Raw genomic sequence first — 14,780 nt, 5'->3', positions numbered from 1 at the left:
ACGGGCGGGTGCCGCGCTGGGGGGTGGGGCTGGTCGGGGTGGTCGTCGTGGCGCTCGCCCTCGGGGGGTGCGCGGACGGCGACGGCGGGGCCGCCGGCACCACCGGGGCCACCCGGGCGCAGCCCGGGACCCCGACACCCCCGAAGTCGAGGACCCCGTCGCCCTCACCCACCCCCACGCGGAGCTACCCGCTCTCCTCCGAGCCCCGCACCATCCCCGCCGTACGCGACCACGAGCCCGCGCGCGGCCCCGGCTGGAAGCCCCGGGCCGGGAGCGCCGTCGTCGTCGCGCGCGGCAGCGGCGTCCTCGCCGACGAGGCGCGGCTCCTCGCCGGCGAGCTCAAGGTGGCGTACCGGGGCGAGGCGGCGGCCCGCGCCGGGGACGTCGAGCTGGCGCTGCGGACCGGGCAGAGCGGCGGCGCCGAGTCGTACACGCTCACCGCCCGCGACGACCGCGTACGGATCAGCGGACCCGACGAGGCGGGTGTCTTCTACGGCACGCGGACCCTGAAGCAGGCGCTGCGTTCCGGCGGCGCCGTGCCGGAGGGCGTCATCCGCGACCGGCCCGGCAAGCCGCAGCGCGGCCTCATGGTCGACATCGCCCGCAAGCACTTCAGCGCCGCGTGGATCGAGGCGCGGCTGCGCGAGATGGCCGACCTCAAGCTGAACCAGTTGGGCCTGCACTTCTCCGACGACCAGGCGTTCCGCATCGAGTCGTCCTCGCACCCCGAGGTGGTCGCCCGCGAGCACCTCACCAAGGCCGAGGTGCGGCGGATCGTTTCGCTCGCCCGGAGCCTGCACATCGAGGTCGTGCCCGAGATCGACTCGCCCGGCCACCTCGGCGCGGTCATCGCCGCCCACCCCTCGCTCCAGCTGCGCAGCGCGCAGGGCTCGACGCCGCGCGGCGCGGTCGACATCGCCAACCCGGCCGCCGCCCGCATCGTCGACGAGCTGCTGCGCGAGTACGCGGGGCTGTTCCCGGGCGCGTACTGGCACCTCGGCGCCGACGAGTACGTGGCGCTGATGGCGCGGAACCCCGAGGCGTCGTACCCGGGCCTCGCCGCCGAGGCCCGCCGCAAGTACGGCGCGAACGCCCGCGTGCAGGACCTCGCCACCGGCTGGCTCAACGACCGGGCGGCGGTGGTGCGGCCCACCGGCAAGCGGATGCGCGCCTGGAACGACGGGTTCTTCCCCGGCGGCGTGGTGACGCCCGCCAAGGACGTCGACGTCGCCTACTGGACGGGCAAGGAGATCGGCGCACGCCCGCCGGTCGAGTACCTCCAGGAGGGCCGCCGGCTGATCAACTACAACGACGAGTACCTCTATTACGTCCTCGGCGAGCCGAACCAGTTCACGTACCCCACCGGCAGCCGCATCTACCAGGAGTGGACCCCGCTGGTCGTCCGCGGCACCACCCCCGTCCCGGCGCGCTACGCCGGCCAGATCCTCGGCGGCAGCTTCGCCATCTGGTGCGACCTCGCGAACGCGCAGACCGCCGACCAGGTGGCGGCCGGCATCCGCATGCCGCTGCGCGCGACCGCCCAGAAGCTCTGGGACCCCGACAAACCCCCGCTGACCTGGGAGGCGTTCAGGACCCTGGCGGGCAGGCTCGGCTGACGGACGCTTAAGGTGCGGTGCGCCCTCGGATCGGGGGCGCGTTCCGTACCCCGGGGGGTCCGCGTGTCCGTCCTTCGTTCGCCCATCGGCCTGAGTCGCGCCGTGGTCGCGCTGCTCGGTGTCGTCATCGCCGTCGACTGTTACGCCCTCTACGCCGATCTCGAAGTGCGCCGCCTGATGCAGGGGCAGGTGGCCGCCGGGCAACCGCGCGCCACCGTGGAAGGCGTGGGGGCCGACGTCCTGATGAGCGGGGCCGGTGTGCTGGAGTCGCTGTCCTTCCTCGCCACCGCCGTGGTCTTCATCCTCTGGTTCCACCGGGTGCGGGTGAACGCCGGCGTGTTCGCGCCGGACATGTTCGGCAGCGGCCCCGGCTGGGCGATCGGTGCCTGGTTCATCCCCATCGCCAACGTCGTCATCCCCTGCAAGATCGCCCGCCAGACCTGGCGGGCGAGCCGTCGCGACCCGTACGCCGCGTACGGGAAGGGCGAGCGGCCCACCCTCGTCATGGGGTGGTGGCTGGTGTGGCTGTTCTCGGGGTTCGTCGACGCCCTCGCGACCAGGGCGTACGACGACGCCGACCGGGCGTCGGAGTTCGTGACCGCGTGCGAGGCGCTGGCCGTCTCCGAGGTCGCGGACGCCGTGGCGGCGGTCCTCGCCATCGTCGTCGTACGCCGCCTGACGGCGATGCAGGACGCGAAGGCGCAGTACGGACCCGTGCTCGCGCCGGCCGCCGTGTGAGCGCGGTTGCGGAAACGATCTTTCGCGTACACCGCGAGTGACGATTTCTGGACGGGCGGCGCAGTAAGGGGAGTACCGCGACCGCGACGGGAGACGACCCCCATGAGTACTCACCCGAGCACGAGCACGACCCCCTCCTTGGTGGAGCTGATGGCGCGGGCCGACGAGCGCGCGCTCGCCGGGTCCGCGCTGGCCTGCCTCGACCGCTGCCTCCCCCTCCTCGCCCCGGCGCCCGCCGCCGAGGTCCTCCGCTCCCTGTGGGCCGCCGTCGCGCGCGGTGAGGACGGCTGGGACCACCGGCTCGCCGAGGCCCGGCAGGCCGTGGCGGAGGGCGGCACCCCGACCGACGCGACCGGCGCGCTCGTACGGACGATGCTCGACGACGCGCCCTCGGCGTGGGCCCGGACACCGCTCCACGCGTGGGCCGACGCCTGCTCCCGCACGGCGCTCGCCCTCCACCAGGACCTGGAGCCCGCCTCCACCGGCGCGCCGGAGCGCTACCGGGCGGGCGTGACCGACGGCGCCGGGCCCCTGGTGAGCGGCGAACTGCGGCGCCAGATCCGGGTTCTGGAGCTCCTCGTCACCGGCGGCCCGGGCGGGCTGCGCCTGGCCCGGGACCTCTCCGCCGAGGGGCAGCGGGTACTGCGCGCGGTCGTCTCCCGCCGCGCGCGTACCGCGTAGAAATCACTTGAGGGAGGCAACTCTTTGGCCGCATGGTGAGTCTTCTGGGTGATCACAGGGTGATCGCACTGACGAGGAGACCATCATTTCAGCCATACGCAAGTCCCTGACCGCCACCGCCATCGCCACCGCCGTGCTGGCGGGCGTGACCGCCTGCGGGACGGTGGAGCAGCTCTCCGCCGGACAGAAGCTCGACAAGGCCTTCGAGAAGCTCGGCAAGGAGAAGTCGCTCTCGTTCGAACTCGACCTGGACGCCGACGCCGCCACCCTGAAGGCGCTGGACGAGTCCTCCGACCGCGAGCCCGGCGAGGAGCCCCTGCCCGACGAGGCGGCGAACCTGCTCAGCGGCGCGAAGGTCTCCTTCACCGTGGAGTCGAAGAAGCCGCTGGCCGAATCCGCCGACGAGAAGGACCTCGTCGGCATGGCCATGAAGGTGAGCAACCCGGACGGCGACCTCATCGAGTACCGGCTCGTCGGCGATTACGCCTACTTCCGCAGCGACACGAAGGCCCTCTCGAAGGCCTTCGGCGCGCCCCTGCCGACCGCTGACGAGCTGCCCCCGGAGGCCGGGGCGCTCAAGCAGGCGCTCGAAGGGAAGTGGGTGAAGATCAGCACCAAGGAGATGGAGGAGGCGCAGTCCGAGCTGAACCCGGACACGGCCGGAAAGCCCTCTCCGGAGCCCTCCCTCGACGCCAAGACGGAGAAGAAGCTCCTGGAGGCCCTGCGCGGCGTCTTCGCCCGCGACGTGGACTTCAAGACCGCCGGCGACAAGGACGGCACCGAGCACATCACCGCCGTGGCGCCCTTCCGCACGCTGGTCACCGACCTGATCAACCAGGTCCGCAAGTTCGAGAAGGACCTGCCGCCGGGCATGCAGGAGCTGCCGACGGAGAAGGAGCTCAAGGAGCTCCCCAACGAGAAGGCCTCGGCCGACTTCACGCTCAAGAACGGCGAGCTGACCGAGGTGTACGTCGACCTCGCCAAGCTCGCGGAGAACGCCAAGGTCAAGAAGTTCGGCCTGGTCCTCAAGATGAGCTCGGGCGAGAAGCCGACCGCCCCGGCCGGAGCCACCGAGCTGAACCTCGACGAGGTGATGAGCGGCTTCGCCGGCGCCATGATGCAGGACGAGGAGTTCTCGGAGGAGGACTTCCCGGAGGAGGGCTTCACGGCGGAGGAGCTGCCCGAGGGCGGCACCGCGTAGGCCCGCTGATGCGGGGGACCCGTCGTACAGGTGGGACAGGCCCTGTACGGCGGGAGGTGCGACGCGCATGGCGCGGCGGCGGCTGGACCCCGTGGAGATCGTCGTCCGGGTCGGCGACACCGACCCCGACACGGGCGGGAACGAAGAGGCGTACCAGGAGTGGGTGTACCGCGCCCGCGAAGCCGGCTGGGACGTGGCCGAGTCCACCGGCTTCCGCGAGCCGCACGACGGCGGCACGGAGTGCGGCCTCGTCGACGTGGAGGGCCTCGCCTACCGCATCCACTACGGGCTGAGGGTGCGCGTGGACCTCGCCGAAGGGGAGCAGCCGGTGCTGGGGTACGCGGCGTGGGCCGAGCCCGTACGGGGCGACGACTGACCCGTACAGTCCGTGACTGTACGAGCGCGAAGAGTGGACGGTCCGCGTCACGGTCTGTGAACATGGGTGACTCGCCACGGGGGTGGACACCGCGCGAACGACCCGGGGGTCACCGGATGACAGAGAGCACCACCGAACCCGAACCGTCCGAGAGTCTCAAGACCTTCGGCGCCGTACTCCAGGCCTTCCGCGAGAACAGGGGCCACACCCAGGAGTCGCTGGCGCCCCTCCTGGGCTACTCGGCGCACTACCTGGCCTCCGTCGAGCAGGGCAGACGCTTCCCGACCCGGCAGTTCGTGGACAAGGCCGAGGAGGTCCTCGAAGCCTTCGGCGCGCTGCGCAAGGCGTACCGGCACCTCACCCGGAAGCCGGGCCTCGCGGTCTGGTTCCGCAAGTGGGCGCTGCTGGAGGCGTCGGCGCTGAGCCTGGACACGTACGAACCGAGGGTCGTGCCGGGGCTGTTGCAGACGGAGGCGTATGCGCGGGTGCTGTTCCGCGGGCAGTTGCCGCCGCTGAGCGACGAACAGATCGAGGCGCAGCTCGCGGCCCGGCAGGAGCGCCAGGCCCTGCTGCGGGACCGGCCGAACACGGCGTACAGCTTCATCATCGAGGAGCACCTCTTCCGCCACGAGGTGGGCGGCGTGGAGGTCACGCGGGGGCTGCTGGACCATGTGCTGGAGGTGACGGAGCTCCGGAACGTGGACTTGCAGGTGCTGCCGCTGGCGCGGGGACATCACGCGGGGCTGGATGGGCCGATGCAGATGGCGGAGACGCCGGATCACCAGTGGCTCGCGTACCTGGAGGGGCAGGAGCACGGGCAGTTCATCGCCGATTCCAAAACGATCAGCGTGCTGCAGATGCGCTATGGGAAACTGCGGTCGCAGGCCCTCACCCCTGAGGATTCCAGGGGCCTGCTGACGCGACTGCGAGGAGCGCTATGAGCACCAACGAACTGGTCTGGTTCAAGAGCAGCTACAGCGGCGGATCGGGTGACAGCTGCGTCGAGGTCGCCCTCTCCTGGCACAAGTCCAGCTACAGCGGCGGTAACGGCGACGACTGCGTCGAGGTCGCCGCCTGCCCCTCCACCATCCACGTCCGCGACTCCAAGGTTCCCTCCGGCCCCCAGCTCGCCCTGGCGCCCGGCGCCTGGTCCTCCTTCGTCTCGTACGCGACCGCGCGCTGACGTCCGGCCCGCCGCACAGCGCTGTTCAGCGCCATTCACCGCCGTCCACCCGCCAGGTGGGCGGCGGTGCTGCGTGCTGCCCGTGTGACGCTTCCGCCCCCGCCGTCGCTTGGTCTCACATGCAGGGAGACTTCAGCACACTGCCCGGCGCCCAGGACGTCCGCGCCCACGTGGCGGGCTTCGTCGCGCGGTTGACCGCGCGCAACCGGCAGCTGCCGCTCGACTACAGCGTCGCCAGCCTGCGGCTCGTCGACTTCATGGTGGACGGGCTGCGGCGCGACCGGCCGGAGCGGGAGCGGGTCGAGGCGGTGCTGCGGGGGCTCGGGGCGTACACCGGCGAGGTCATCGTGCGCCGGGCGGGGGCGCGGTGGGTGGACTTCGACGAGCACCAGCGCGCGTACTTCGGGCAGCCCCTCGGCATCCGCATGCCCGACGGGCGGGTCTGGAACCCGCTCGGCAAGGTGGTGAACCGGTTCGAGGCGGGGCCGGAGGAGTCCGTGCAGCGGTTCTACCTGATGCTGCACGGCCGCCGGGCGGGCCGGAAGGTGGCCGCTGTGACACTTCCGGGCGCGCGCACGCAGAGCTAGGAGGGGGAACGGTCGGCACGAAGAGGGAAGTGTGGGGGCGTACGACGCGTACGACGCGGAGCTCGGTGCTGCCGTCGAGCGCGCCCAGCGCGGCGACGAGGACGCCTTCGCCCGGGCGTACCGGCTGGTCCATCCGGGACTGCTCGGTTACGTGCGCGGGCTCGTCGGCGACGACGCCGAGGACGTGGCCGCCGAGGCGTGGCTGGAGATCGCCCGCGACCTCGGGCGGTTCCGTGGCGACGGAGCCGGTTTCCGGGGCTGGACCGCGACGATCGCCCGTCACCGGGCGCTCGACCACCTGCGCAAGCAGCGGCGCAGCCCTCGCACGACGCTGATCGAGCAGGACGTACTGGACATGCCGGGCGGCCAGGACACGGCCGCCTCGGCGCTGGAGACCCTGTCGACCGAGCAGGCGCTCGCGCTGATCCGCGGCTTGCCGCGCGACCAGGCCGAAGCGGTCCTGCTGCGGGTCGTCGTGGGGCTCGACGGGCCCGCCACCGCGCGGGTCCTGGGCAAACGGCCGGGAGCGGTGCGCACCGCCGCGTACCGAGGACTGCGGAGACTCGCCGGGCGACTGGCGCAGGGCGGAGCAAGGCGATGAGACGGGAACCGGACGAGCCGCCGGAGGCGGCGGCAGCGCTGTGGGCGGCCGCCATGAGAGGCGACGACGCCGTCGATCCGGTCCGCGAGGAGCAGGCGCTCGCGGCCTTCCGTGCCGCGCGTGCCGCGGGTGGCCACGCACACGCACACGCCCACGGCGTCCGCGGGGCCCGGCGGCGTGATGACTGGCGGCCGGGCCGCACCGAGGTGCGGCGCCGCCGTTCGCTGCGGGCGGCGGCCATGGGCCTGGCGGCGACGGTGCTGCTGGGCGGGGTCGCGGTGGCCGCGCAGACGGGTGCGATCCGCACGCCGTTCGGCGACGGGGACGGGGACGGCGGCCGTGGCGGCTCGGTGCCCCGGCCCTCGTCGGTGCCGACGGCCCCGCGCGAGGTGCCCGCGCCGCCGCTCACGGAGCAGGAGCCCGGGCGGTCGGGCGCGTCGCCCACACCGTCGATGGGTACGCCGGAGGCGACGCGCCCCGGCGAGACCCAGGAGGCCGGGGAGGACGGGGACCGGCCGGCGACGGGCGACGACGAGCGGAAGGCGGGGCAGCCGCAGACCGGATCCGGCTCCGGGTCCGGGTCCGGGTCCGGGGCTGCGGCCGGGTCCGGGTCCGGAGCCGATACCGGGCCTGCGGCGAAGCCCGCCAAGGGCGCGGCGAGCGGCGGCGAGGGTACGGCCACCGGCGGCGACAGCGGCGGCGACACCGGCGGCGAGGGCCGGAGCGGCGGGAAGCCGGCGGGCGGCGACAAGCGGCCCTGACGGAGGACACGCAGGGTGCGGTGCGGCGGATGAGCGCCGCGCCGCGGGCCGCGGGCCCTCTCGCGGCCGTACGGCACACGCGAGCACCGCCAATAGGCCGCGTTCGCCGGGGTATTGGGGAGTGGCGGCGGTAAGCCGCTCATCCCTGAGGAGGTAGGTGCCGTGCACGCCTTCAAGCGCTGGCTCGACCGAAGCCTGATCGCGCAGGCGTTATTGATCTTTCTGGTGGTGCTGGGAGTCCGGGCCGCGGTCGACCGGGAAGAGCATCCGGTCTGGTGGGTGGTTCAGGGCGTGCTGTACACCGCGGTCGCGGTCGCGGTCATCGCCGCGCAGCGGCGCAAGACCGCCCGCGCGGTCGGCACCGACCCGGACCGACTCGCCGAGCTCAACCGCAAGGTCAGGCACCGTGAGGTGCCGACCGACCCCGGGGAGCGGGCGGCCATGCGCCGTCTGGTCGACCAGCAACTCGGACGGCTGGAGCGCGCGGGCAGGTGGCTACCGTACTGGCTGGGCTTCATGGGGCTGGTCGCGGTGGGCCTGCTGGTTCTCGGCGCGGTCGGCGGTTCATGGGCGTTGCCGCTGGTCTTCGCGGTCAGCGTGATCGCGTTCTGCTGCTGGGTCCCCTGGATGCGCCGCCGGTCTCTCGGTGACCATCGCCACATGCGCTCCGCCCTGCAGGACTAGGAAGGGCCTGAGAGCCGGAAAGACGGAGCGACGACCGGGGCCGCCACCCCCCACAGGAGAGGCCCCGGTCGCCGTCCACGGGTCCGCGGTACGGCCCCGTACTCCTATCAGCGCCACGCGTGCGGTTTCTGTCACACCCCGGTCTGTCAGTGTGATGTTGCAGGCTGTACAAGACATGGACGTAAAGCCGCAGGACCACGTAGCGTGCTGCTGCGCGCTGGGCGGAGCGGCGGTGGTGGCCGACCGCGAAGACGAACGGGTTGTGGGAGTGCTGGGGGACGACGCGGAGCTGACCGCCGCGGTGCTCGCGGCGCAGGACGGGGACGAAGACGCCTTCCGGACTGTGTACCGCGCCGTGCACCCGCGGCTGCTCGGCTATATACGCACGCTGGTCGGAGACGCGGACGCGGAGGATGTGGCCTCCGAGTCCTGGCTCCAGATCGCGCGTGACCTCGACCGGTTCAGCGGCGACGCCGACCGCTTCCGCGGCTGGGCGGCGCGTATCGCCCGCAACCGCGCGCTCGACCACCTGCGGATGCGGGGGCGGCGCCCCGCCGTCGGCGGCGACGAAACGGAACTCACCGACAAACCGGCCGAGTCCGACACGGCGGATGAGGCCATGGAATCCCTGGCCACGGGCCACACCATGAACCTGATCTCCCAACTCCCGCAGGACCAGGCCGAGGCCGTCATCCTGCGTGTCGTCGTCGGACTGGACGCCAAGAGCGCGGCCAAGACCCTCGGCAAGCGCCCCGGCGCCGTCCGCACCGCCGCCCACCGCGGGCTCAAGCGACTGGCGGAGCTGATGGGCGCGGACGCGGACGCGGCTGCGCCGCTGGGGGCCGTACCGCCCCAACCGGGGCCGCACCGCGGGTCGGTGGCGCGTACGGGTGTGACGCATTGGCGCTCGTGGACGCAGAAGGACATGTGATGGCCGACGAGCGGGATGAGTGGCTCGATCAGGATGCGGCGGAGCGGCTGCTGCGTGGCGAACCGGTCGACCCTGTCGACGATCACGCGCGCGAGCAGGTCCGACGGCTGACCGAGGCACTGGAAGCGATACGGGCCGAGACGGTGGCTCCGGCGCCCCCGGCGCCGATCCCGGGGGAGGAGGCGGCGCTCGCCGCCTTCCGAGAGGCCCGGGTGGAGCGGATGGCGAAGTCCGCCGGCACGTCCGCCGCGTTCTCCTCCCCGTCCTCCCCGTCCTCCCCGTCCTCCCCGTCCGCCAGGGCCGCCGGCGCCGACCTCGGGGCCGTACGGCTCAGGGCGCCGGCGCCGCGCAACCAGGTGCGGGGCCGCTGGACGCGGCCGCTGCGCTGGGGGCTGGCCGCGTCGGTGGCCGGGCTGGCCGTCGGCGGTGTGGCCGTCGCCGCGAGCACCGGCGTCCTGCCCGTCCTCGGCGACGACCGCAAGCCGCTGCCCGCCTCGTCGTCCGCCTCGGCGGCGACGCCCGGGCCGCTGACCCCCTCCGACGCGTCGGAGGACGGCGGTACGAGCGCGGGGCCGGGCTCGGCCTCACCCAGCGCACCCGGCGATGAGGGCGCAATGCCGCCGTCCACGGGCGAGACGCCCCCGCCGTCCCTGCCGGGGTCTCCGGCACCGGAGGGGCCCGGCGCGGGCGGCGACAACGTTTCCGCGGGCAGCGGCGACGCGTCCGGCACCGGCGGCGCCGGGCCGGGCACCGGCGTCCCCGACGTCGGCGGTACGGCCGGTACCGGCGAGAAGGGCACCTGGTACGCGCGCACCGCAGAGGCGTGCCACGACTACCGCCAGGGCCGGCTCGACAACGACAAGCGCCGGTATCTGGAGCTCGCGGCCAAGGGCGAGAGCGTCAAGACGTTCTGCGACAAGGTGCTGGGCACCGACACGCGCGGCCGCGAGGGCGGGACGGCGGGCGGCGGCGACGAGGACGCCGGCGACGGCGGGACCGGCGGCGGTCACGGCGGTGGCAAGGGCAGCGGCGGTCACGGTGGTGGCAAGGGCGGTGCCGGCAAGGGTGACGGTGTCGGCAAGGGCGGCGGCAAAGGCGCCGGCAAGGGTGGTGGCAAGGGCCGCGCGGCCGCACCCGGCACGCCCCTCCCGGCGGTCCCGCTCATCCCCGTAGCGGCGCCGACTTCCACGCTCTGACCTGCGCTTTAAAAAAATTTCGGCGAGGGTGTGACGTTTTCGAGCCGCCCGGCGCAGTACTAAGTGAGCCGACTGGTCATCGGCAGCGCTAGAAGAGCCGGGGTTCCCCCCGTACCTACGGCTCAGCGCATATGGCGCGGGCGGGACACGTTCCCCCGGTCCCGCCCGCGCCCTCTCTCCCTCAGACCCTCCCGGGCCCGGTCCCGCTCACCAGTGGACGACGACCTTGTCGCCGACCTTCACCTGGTCGAAGAGCGCCGCGATCTTCCCCTTGTCCCGGACGTTGACGCAGCCGTGCGAGGCCCCGTTGTAGCCGCGCGCCGCGAAATCCGAGGAGTAGTGCACCGCCTGGCCGCCGCTGAAGAACATCGCGTACGGCATCGGCGTGTGGTAGATCGTCGACTCCCAGTCCTTCGCCTTCCAGCCGACGCTGAAGGTGCCCTCGCGGGTCGGCGTGTTCTCCGAGCCGAAGCGGACGTCCATCGCCGAGACGACCTTGCCGTCGATCATCCAGGCGAGGGTCCGGCTCTCCTTGCTGATGCACAGCACCCGGCCGGTCATGCAGCGCGCGTCCGGCGTGTCCAGCTCGTTCGTGGTCGGCGGGCGCAGCTCGTCGGCCGTCGGCTTGTGGGTCTGGGCGACCAGCTTGTTCCAGGTCGCCTCGTCGACCGAGCCGGTGGCGGGCAGACCGCGCTTGTGCTGGAACGACGAGACCGCCTTGACGGTCATCGAGCCGTAGAAGGAGGTGGGGCTCCGGTCGAAGTGCCCGGCCTGGCGCAGACGCGCCTGGAGCTCGCGGACCTGCTCGCTCTCCGCCCCCTTCGCCATGATCACCTTGGGCTTCGGTGCCTGTGTCGCCGGTGAGGCGGACGGTGACGCCGGCGTGGACGGCGTGGACGGCGAGGGCGTGGAGCTCGCGGACGGTGTGGACGGTGCGGACGGCGCTGTGGGCGACGGCGAGGACGACGGCGCGGCGGCCCCCACCGCCTGCGCCGTGCACCCCGCGGCGGCCAGCGTGACGGCGGCGACGGCGGCCAGAGACGGCAGCACTCTGCGTATGACGGACGTACGGTGCATGAAAGCCCCCCGGGAAGAACAGACGTGGCACCTACTTGATGCTTCCCGGGCGTGCTTGGTTGTGCACCGCGGCGCATGCTGTGAGCAAGGTCCCAGCGTGGGGCTCTCCACCGGCCGCACGCCCGCCGCTACAGTCCGTCGCGAGGGTCGGTTTACCTGCGAGTAGGTCTATCGGAAGGCACAGCACATGGCGCGCGAGTCGGAGTCGGGACTGCCCATCGAGCCGGTGTACGGGCCGGATGCGCTGGAGGGCTGGGACCCGGCGGAGAAGCTGGGGGAGCCGGGGTCGTACCCCTTCACGCGCGGTGTGTATCCGACGATGTACACGGGCCGGCCGTGGACGATGCGGCAGTACGCGGGTTTCGGTACGGCGGTCGAGTCCAACGCCCGGTACAAGCAGCTGATCGCCAACGGCACCATGGGGCTGTCGGTGGCGTTCGACCTGCCGACGCAGATGGGGCACGACTCGGACGCGGCGATCGCGCACGGCGAGGTCGGCAAGGTGGGCGTGGCGATCGACTCGATCGACGACATGCGGGTGCTGTTCGGCGGGATCCCGCTGGACAAGGTGTCCACGTCGATGACGATCAACGCCCCGGCCGCCCTGCTGCTGCTCCTCTACCAACTCGTCGGTGAGGAGCAGGGTGTTCCGGCGGACAAGCTGACGGGCACGATCCAGAACGACGTGCTCAAGGAATACATCGCCCGGGGCACGTACATCTTCCCGCCGAAGCCGTCGCTGCGGCTGATCGCGGACATCTTCAAGTACTGCAAGGCCGAGATCCCGAAGTGGAACACGATCTCGATCTCCGGCTACCACATGGCGGAGGCGGGTGCCTCGCCCGCGCAGGAGATCGCCTTCACCCTCGCCGACGGCATCGAGTACGTCCGTACCGCCGTCGCCGCCGGGATGGACGTGGACGACTTCGCGCCGCGCCTGTCGTTCTTCTTCGTCGCGCGGACGACCATCCTCGAAGAGGTGGCGAAGTTCCGCGCCGCCCGCCGGATCTGGGCGCGGGTGATGCGCGAGGAGTTCGGCGCGAAGAACCCCAAGTCGATGATGCTGCGCTTCCACACGCAGACGGCCGGGGTGCAGCTGACCGCGCAGCAGCCGGAGGTGAACCTGGTCCGCGTGGCGGTGCAGGGCCTGGCGGCGGTCCTCGGCGGTACGCAGTCGCTGCACACCAACTCCTTCGACGAGGCGATCGCCCTGCCGACGGACAAGTCGGCCCGCCTCGCGCTGCGGACGCAGCAGGTCCTGGCGTACGAGACCGATGTGACCGCCACCGTCGACCCCTTCGCCGGGTCGTACGTCATCGAGAAGATGACCGACGAGGTCGAGGCGGCGACGCTGGAGCTGATGCGGAAGGTCGAGGACCTCGGCGGCGCGGTCAGCGCCATCGAGCACGGCTTCCAGAAGAACGAGATCGAGCGTTCGGCGTACCGCATCGCCCAGGAGACCGACTCCGGCGAGCGGGTCGTGGTCGGCGTGAACCGCTTCCAGCTCGACGAGGAGGAGCCGTACGAGCCCCTCCGCGTCGACCCGGCCATCGAGGCCCAGCAGGCGGAACGTCTCGCCAAGCTCCGCGCCGAGCGCGACCAGGCGGCCGTCGACGCGGCGCTCGCCGAGCTGAAGAAGGCGGCCGAGGGCACGGACAACGTCCTCTACCCGATGAAGGACGCGCTGAAGGCGCGGGCGACGGTGGGCGAGGTGTGCAACGCGCTGCGCGAGGTGTGGGGGACGTACGTCCCGTCCGACGCCTTCTGAGCCCGCCCGACGCGCTGCCGCGCGGAAAGGGAATAGCAGGCGGCCCGGCCCGGCCGAGTGAGCCGGTCATGTGAGCCGGTCATGTGATCCGGTCGTGTGATCCGGTCGTGTGATCCGGTCGTGTGAATGAAATTGTTTTCCTTCCGGATTCCCTTTCCGCGCTTTCCGTTCCGAGGCGTGCACGAGTGAGACCGCCTTGGGTCACCGGTCTGTCCGAGACCCGCCACAGGGGCGATAAAAGCACCGCAGAAACACCCATATGCCCTAGGGGTGTCACCCAGCCGCCGCGCACCTGGATCAAGATCCATGGCGTTAGGGCGAATATGACAACAGCGCATGTGTCCGCCCCGTTCTCCGGGCGCGGAACCGTTCGACCCACTCGTGCGGGCAAGTGGACGTACACGCCTCACTTCACCCCCTCCACCGGTCGGGAAAGCGCCACTTTGCACGACGGGAGCCGATGTATCGACCTGCGGTATTCCTCGGCGGTACTGGAGGAATTCCTGCGGACGATGAGCGGAATCCAGGCGGAGTTCGACCGTCTGGCGCAGGGCCGTGACGAGTTCACGGTCCCCGCTCGGGAACGGACGGGCCAGGGCCGTCATGTATGAGCATTACGGTCGGGACGCACGTCGGCCCCTTGCGCCGCTCGGCACGCTCGACATGGCGGACCTGGCATGGGACCCGGCGGAGGAACTCGCCTGCCTCCTCCAGGAGTCCGCGGCACCGGACCCCCGGACCGCTCCGGGCCCCACCCCGTTTCCCGGCCCGGCCCCGGGCCCGGCTTCCCCCCCGGTTTCCGGGCCCGCTCCCGTCCCCGGCGCCGCCGACCGGCCCATGGAGCGCCTGGAGCAGATCACCGCCGAGTTGCCACCGGTGCGGCCTCCCCAGGCGAGCCACCGCCGCGTCCCCGCGAAGCGGCGCACGGTCACCCTGGTGCGGACCGCCAGCATCCTCACCGCCGCGCTCGCGGCCGTCATCGTGGCGATGGTCAGCGTCTACAGCGGAATGGTCGCCTACGACCCCCTGCGTCACATCGCCGAACCCCACGCGGCGCACGGGGCGGTGGGCTGGTGGCCGCTGCTGGTCTACGGGCCCTGGATGGTCGCCTCCCTGTGCATCCTGCGCACCGCCCTCCACCGGCGCCGCGCGGCCCACTCCTGGTGCGTGGTCCTGCTCTTCTCGACCATCGCCATACTGCTGTGCGTCGCCCAGGCCCCCAGAACCGTGCCGGACATCGCGACGGCCGCCCTGCCGTCGGTCGCCGCGCTCGCCTGCTTCCAGCAGCTGGTCCGCCAGATCACCCTGACGCGGCCACCCCGCCAACGGGCGCCCCGGCACCGCAGCGCCGCCGGCGGGTGACAGACCGCGTGGGTGACG

General features: G+C 72.3%; 16 protein-coding genes. 15 read left to right on the top strand and 1 reads right to left on the bottom strand.

Annotated features, from left to right (window positions below; genetic code table 11):
• The first annotated feature begins 23 nt into the window (after positions 1-23).
• The 13 genes from AB0A69_RS15675 (at position 24) to AB0A69_RS15615 (ending at position 10,555) form a co-directional block, all read left to right on the top strand.
• Positions 24-1,616: a glycoside hydrolase family 20 protein gene (locus AB0A69_RS15675; protein ID WP_361421655.1), complete on the top strand. Its 1,593-nt coding sequence runs from the start codon at positions 24-26 to the stop codon at positions 1,614-1,616.
• A 63-nt stretch (positions 1,617-1,679) separates the two neighbouring features.
• Positions 1,680-2,354, top strand: coding sequence for a DUF4328 domain-containing protein (locus AB0A69_RS15670; RefSeq protein WP_361420957.1), 675 nt, complete (start codon positions 1,680-1,682; stop codon positions 2,352-2,354).
• A 102-nt stretch (positions 2,355-2,456) separates the two neighbouring features.
• Positions 2,457-3,035 carry a hypothetical protein gene (locus tag AB0A69_RS15665; RefSeq protein ID WP_361420955.1) on the top strand — a complete coding sequence of 193 codons (579 nt, stop codon included), beginning with the start codon at positions 2,457-2,459 and terminating at the stop codon, positions 3,033-3,035.
• Positions 3,036-3,168: 133 nt separating this feature from the next.
• A complete protein-coding gene (locus tag AB0A69_RS15660) occupies positions 3,169-4,236 on the top strand; it encodes a hypothetical protein (protein WP_361420952.1) in 1,068 nt (355 codons plus the stop codon).
• 67 nt (positions 4,237-4,303) lie between these two features.
• Positions 4,304-4,612: a hypothetical protein gene (locus AB0A69_RS15655; protein ID WP_361420949.1), complete on the top strand. Its 309-nt coding sequence runs from the start codon at positions 4,304-4,306 to the stop codon at positions 4,610-4,612.
• 116 nt (positions 4,613-4,728) lie between these two features.
• A complete protein-coding gene (locus tag AB0A69_RS15650) occupies positions 4,729-5,553 on the top strand; it encodes a helix-turn-helix transcriptional regulator (protein WP_361420946.1) in 825 nt (274 codons plus the stop codon).
• Entirely contained in the window at positions 5,550-5,795 is a 246-nt protein-coding gene (locus AB0A69_RS15645) for a DUF397 domain-containing protein (protein WP_361420943.1), read from the top strand. The genes AB0A69_RS15650 and AB0A69_RS15645 overlap by 4 nt, the downstream gene beginning before the upstream one ends.
• 119 nt (positions 5,796-5,914) lie before the next feature.
• Positions 5,915-6,382 carry a hypothetical protein gene (locus tag AB0A69_RS15640; protein WP_361420940.1) on the top strand — a complete coding sequence of 156 codons (468 nt, stop codon included), beginning with the start codon at positions 5,915-5,917 and terminating at the stop codon, positions 6,380-6,382.
• 31 nt (positions 6,383-6,413) lie between these two features.
• On the top strand, positions 6,414-6,983 hold the full coding sequence (locus AB0A69_RS15635; protein ID WP_361420937.1) for an RNA polymerase sigma factor: 570 nt from the start codon (positions 6,414-6,416) through the stop codon (positions 6,981-6,983).
• On the top strand, positions 6,980-7,744 hold the full coding sequence (locus tag AB0A69_RS15630; protein ID WP_361420935.1) for a hypothetical protein: 765 nt from the start codon (positions 6,980-6,982) through the stop codon (positions 7,742-7,744). Before AB0A69_RS15635 ends, AB0A69_RS15630 begins: the two co-directional genes overlap by 4 nt.
• 162 nt (positions 7,745-7,906) lie before the next feature.
• Entirely contained in the window at positions 7,907-8,428 is a 522-nt protein-coding gene (locus AB0A69_RS15625; RefSeq protein ID WP_361420932.1) for a hypothetical protein, read from the top strand.
• Between the two features lie 268 nt (positions 8,429-8,696).
• Positions 8,697-9,359 (top strand): RNA polymerase sigma factor, encoded by a 663-nt coding sequence (locus AB0A69_RS15620; protein ID WP_361421652.1) that lies wholly within the window; start codon positions 8,697-8,699, stop codon positions 9,357-9,359.
• Positions 9,359-10,555, top strand: coding sequence for a hypothetical protein (locus tag AB0A69_RS15615; RefSeq protein ID WP_361420929.1), 1,197 nt, complete (start codon positions 9,359-9,361; stop codon positions 10,553-10,555). Before AB0A69_RS15620 ends, AB0A69_RS15615 begins: the two co-directional genes overlap by 1 nt.
• 207 nt (positions 10,556-10,762) lie before the next feature.
• On the opposite strand, the gene AB0A69_RS15610 is transcribed toward AB0A69_RS15615, so the two are convergent.
• Positions 10,763-11,632 (bottom strand): L,D-transpeptidase family protein, encoded by an 870-nt coding sequence (locus tag AB0A69_RS15610; protein ID WP_361420926.1) that lies wholly within the window; start codon positions 11,630-11,632, stop codon positions 10,763-10,765.
• A gap of 187 nt (positions 11,633-11,819) precedes the next feature.
• Between AB0A69_RS15610 and AB0A69_RS15605 the strand changes: the two genes are divergently transcribed.
• Positions 11,820-13,400, top strand: coding sequence for a methylmalonyl-CoA mutase family protein (locus AB0A69_RS15605; protein WP_361420923.1), 1,581 nt, complete (start codon positions 11,820-11,822; stop codon positions 13,398-13,400).
• Between the two features lie 663 nt (positions 13,401-14,063).
• Entirely contained in the window at positions 14,064-14,762 is a 699-nt protein-coding gene (locus AB0A69_RS15600) for a DUF2637 domain-containing protein (RefSeq protein ID WP_361420920.1), read from the top strand.
• The last annotated feature ends 18 nt before the right edge of the window (positions 14,763-14,780 follow it).

The organism is Streptomyces sp. NPDC045431, assembly GCF_040646655.1.
Taxonomy (GTDB): domain Bacteria; phylum Actinomycetota; class Actinomycetes; order Streptomycetales; family Streptomycetaceae; genus Streptomyces.
This window is presented reverse-complemented; position numbering and strand designations above follow the sequence as displayed.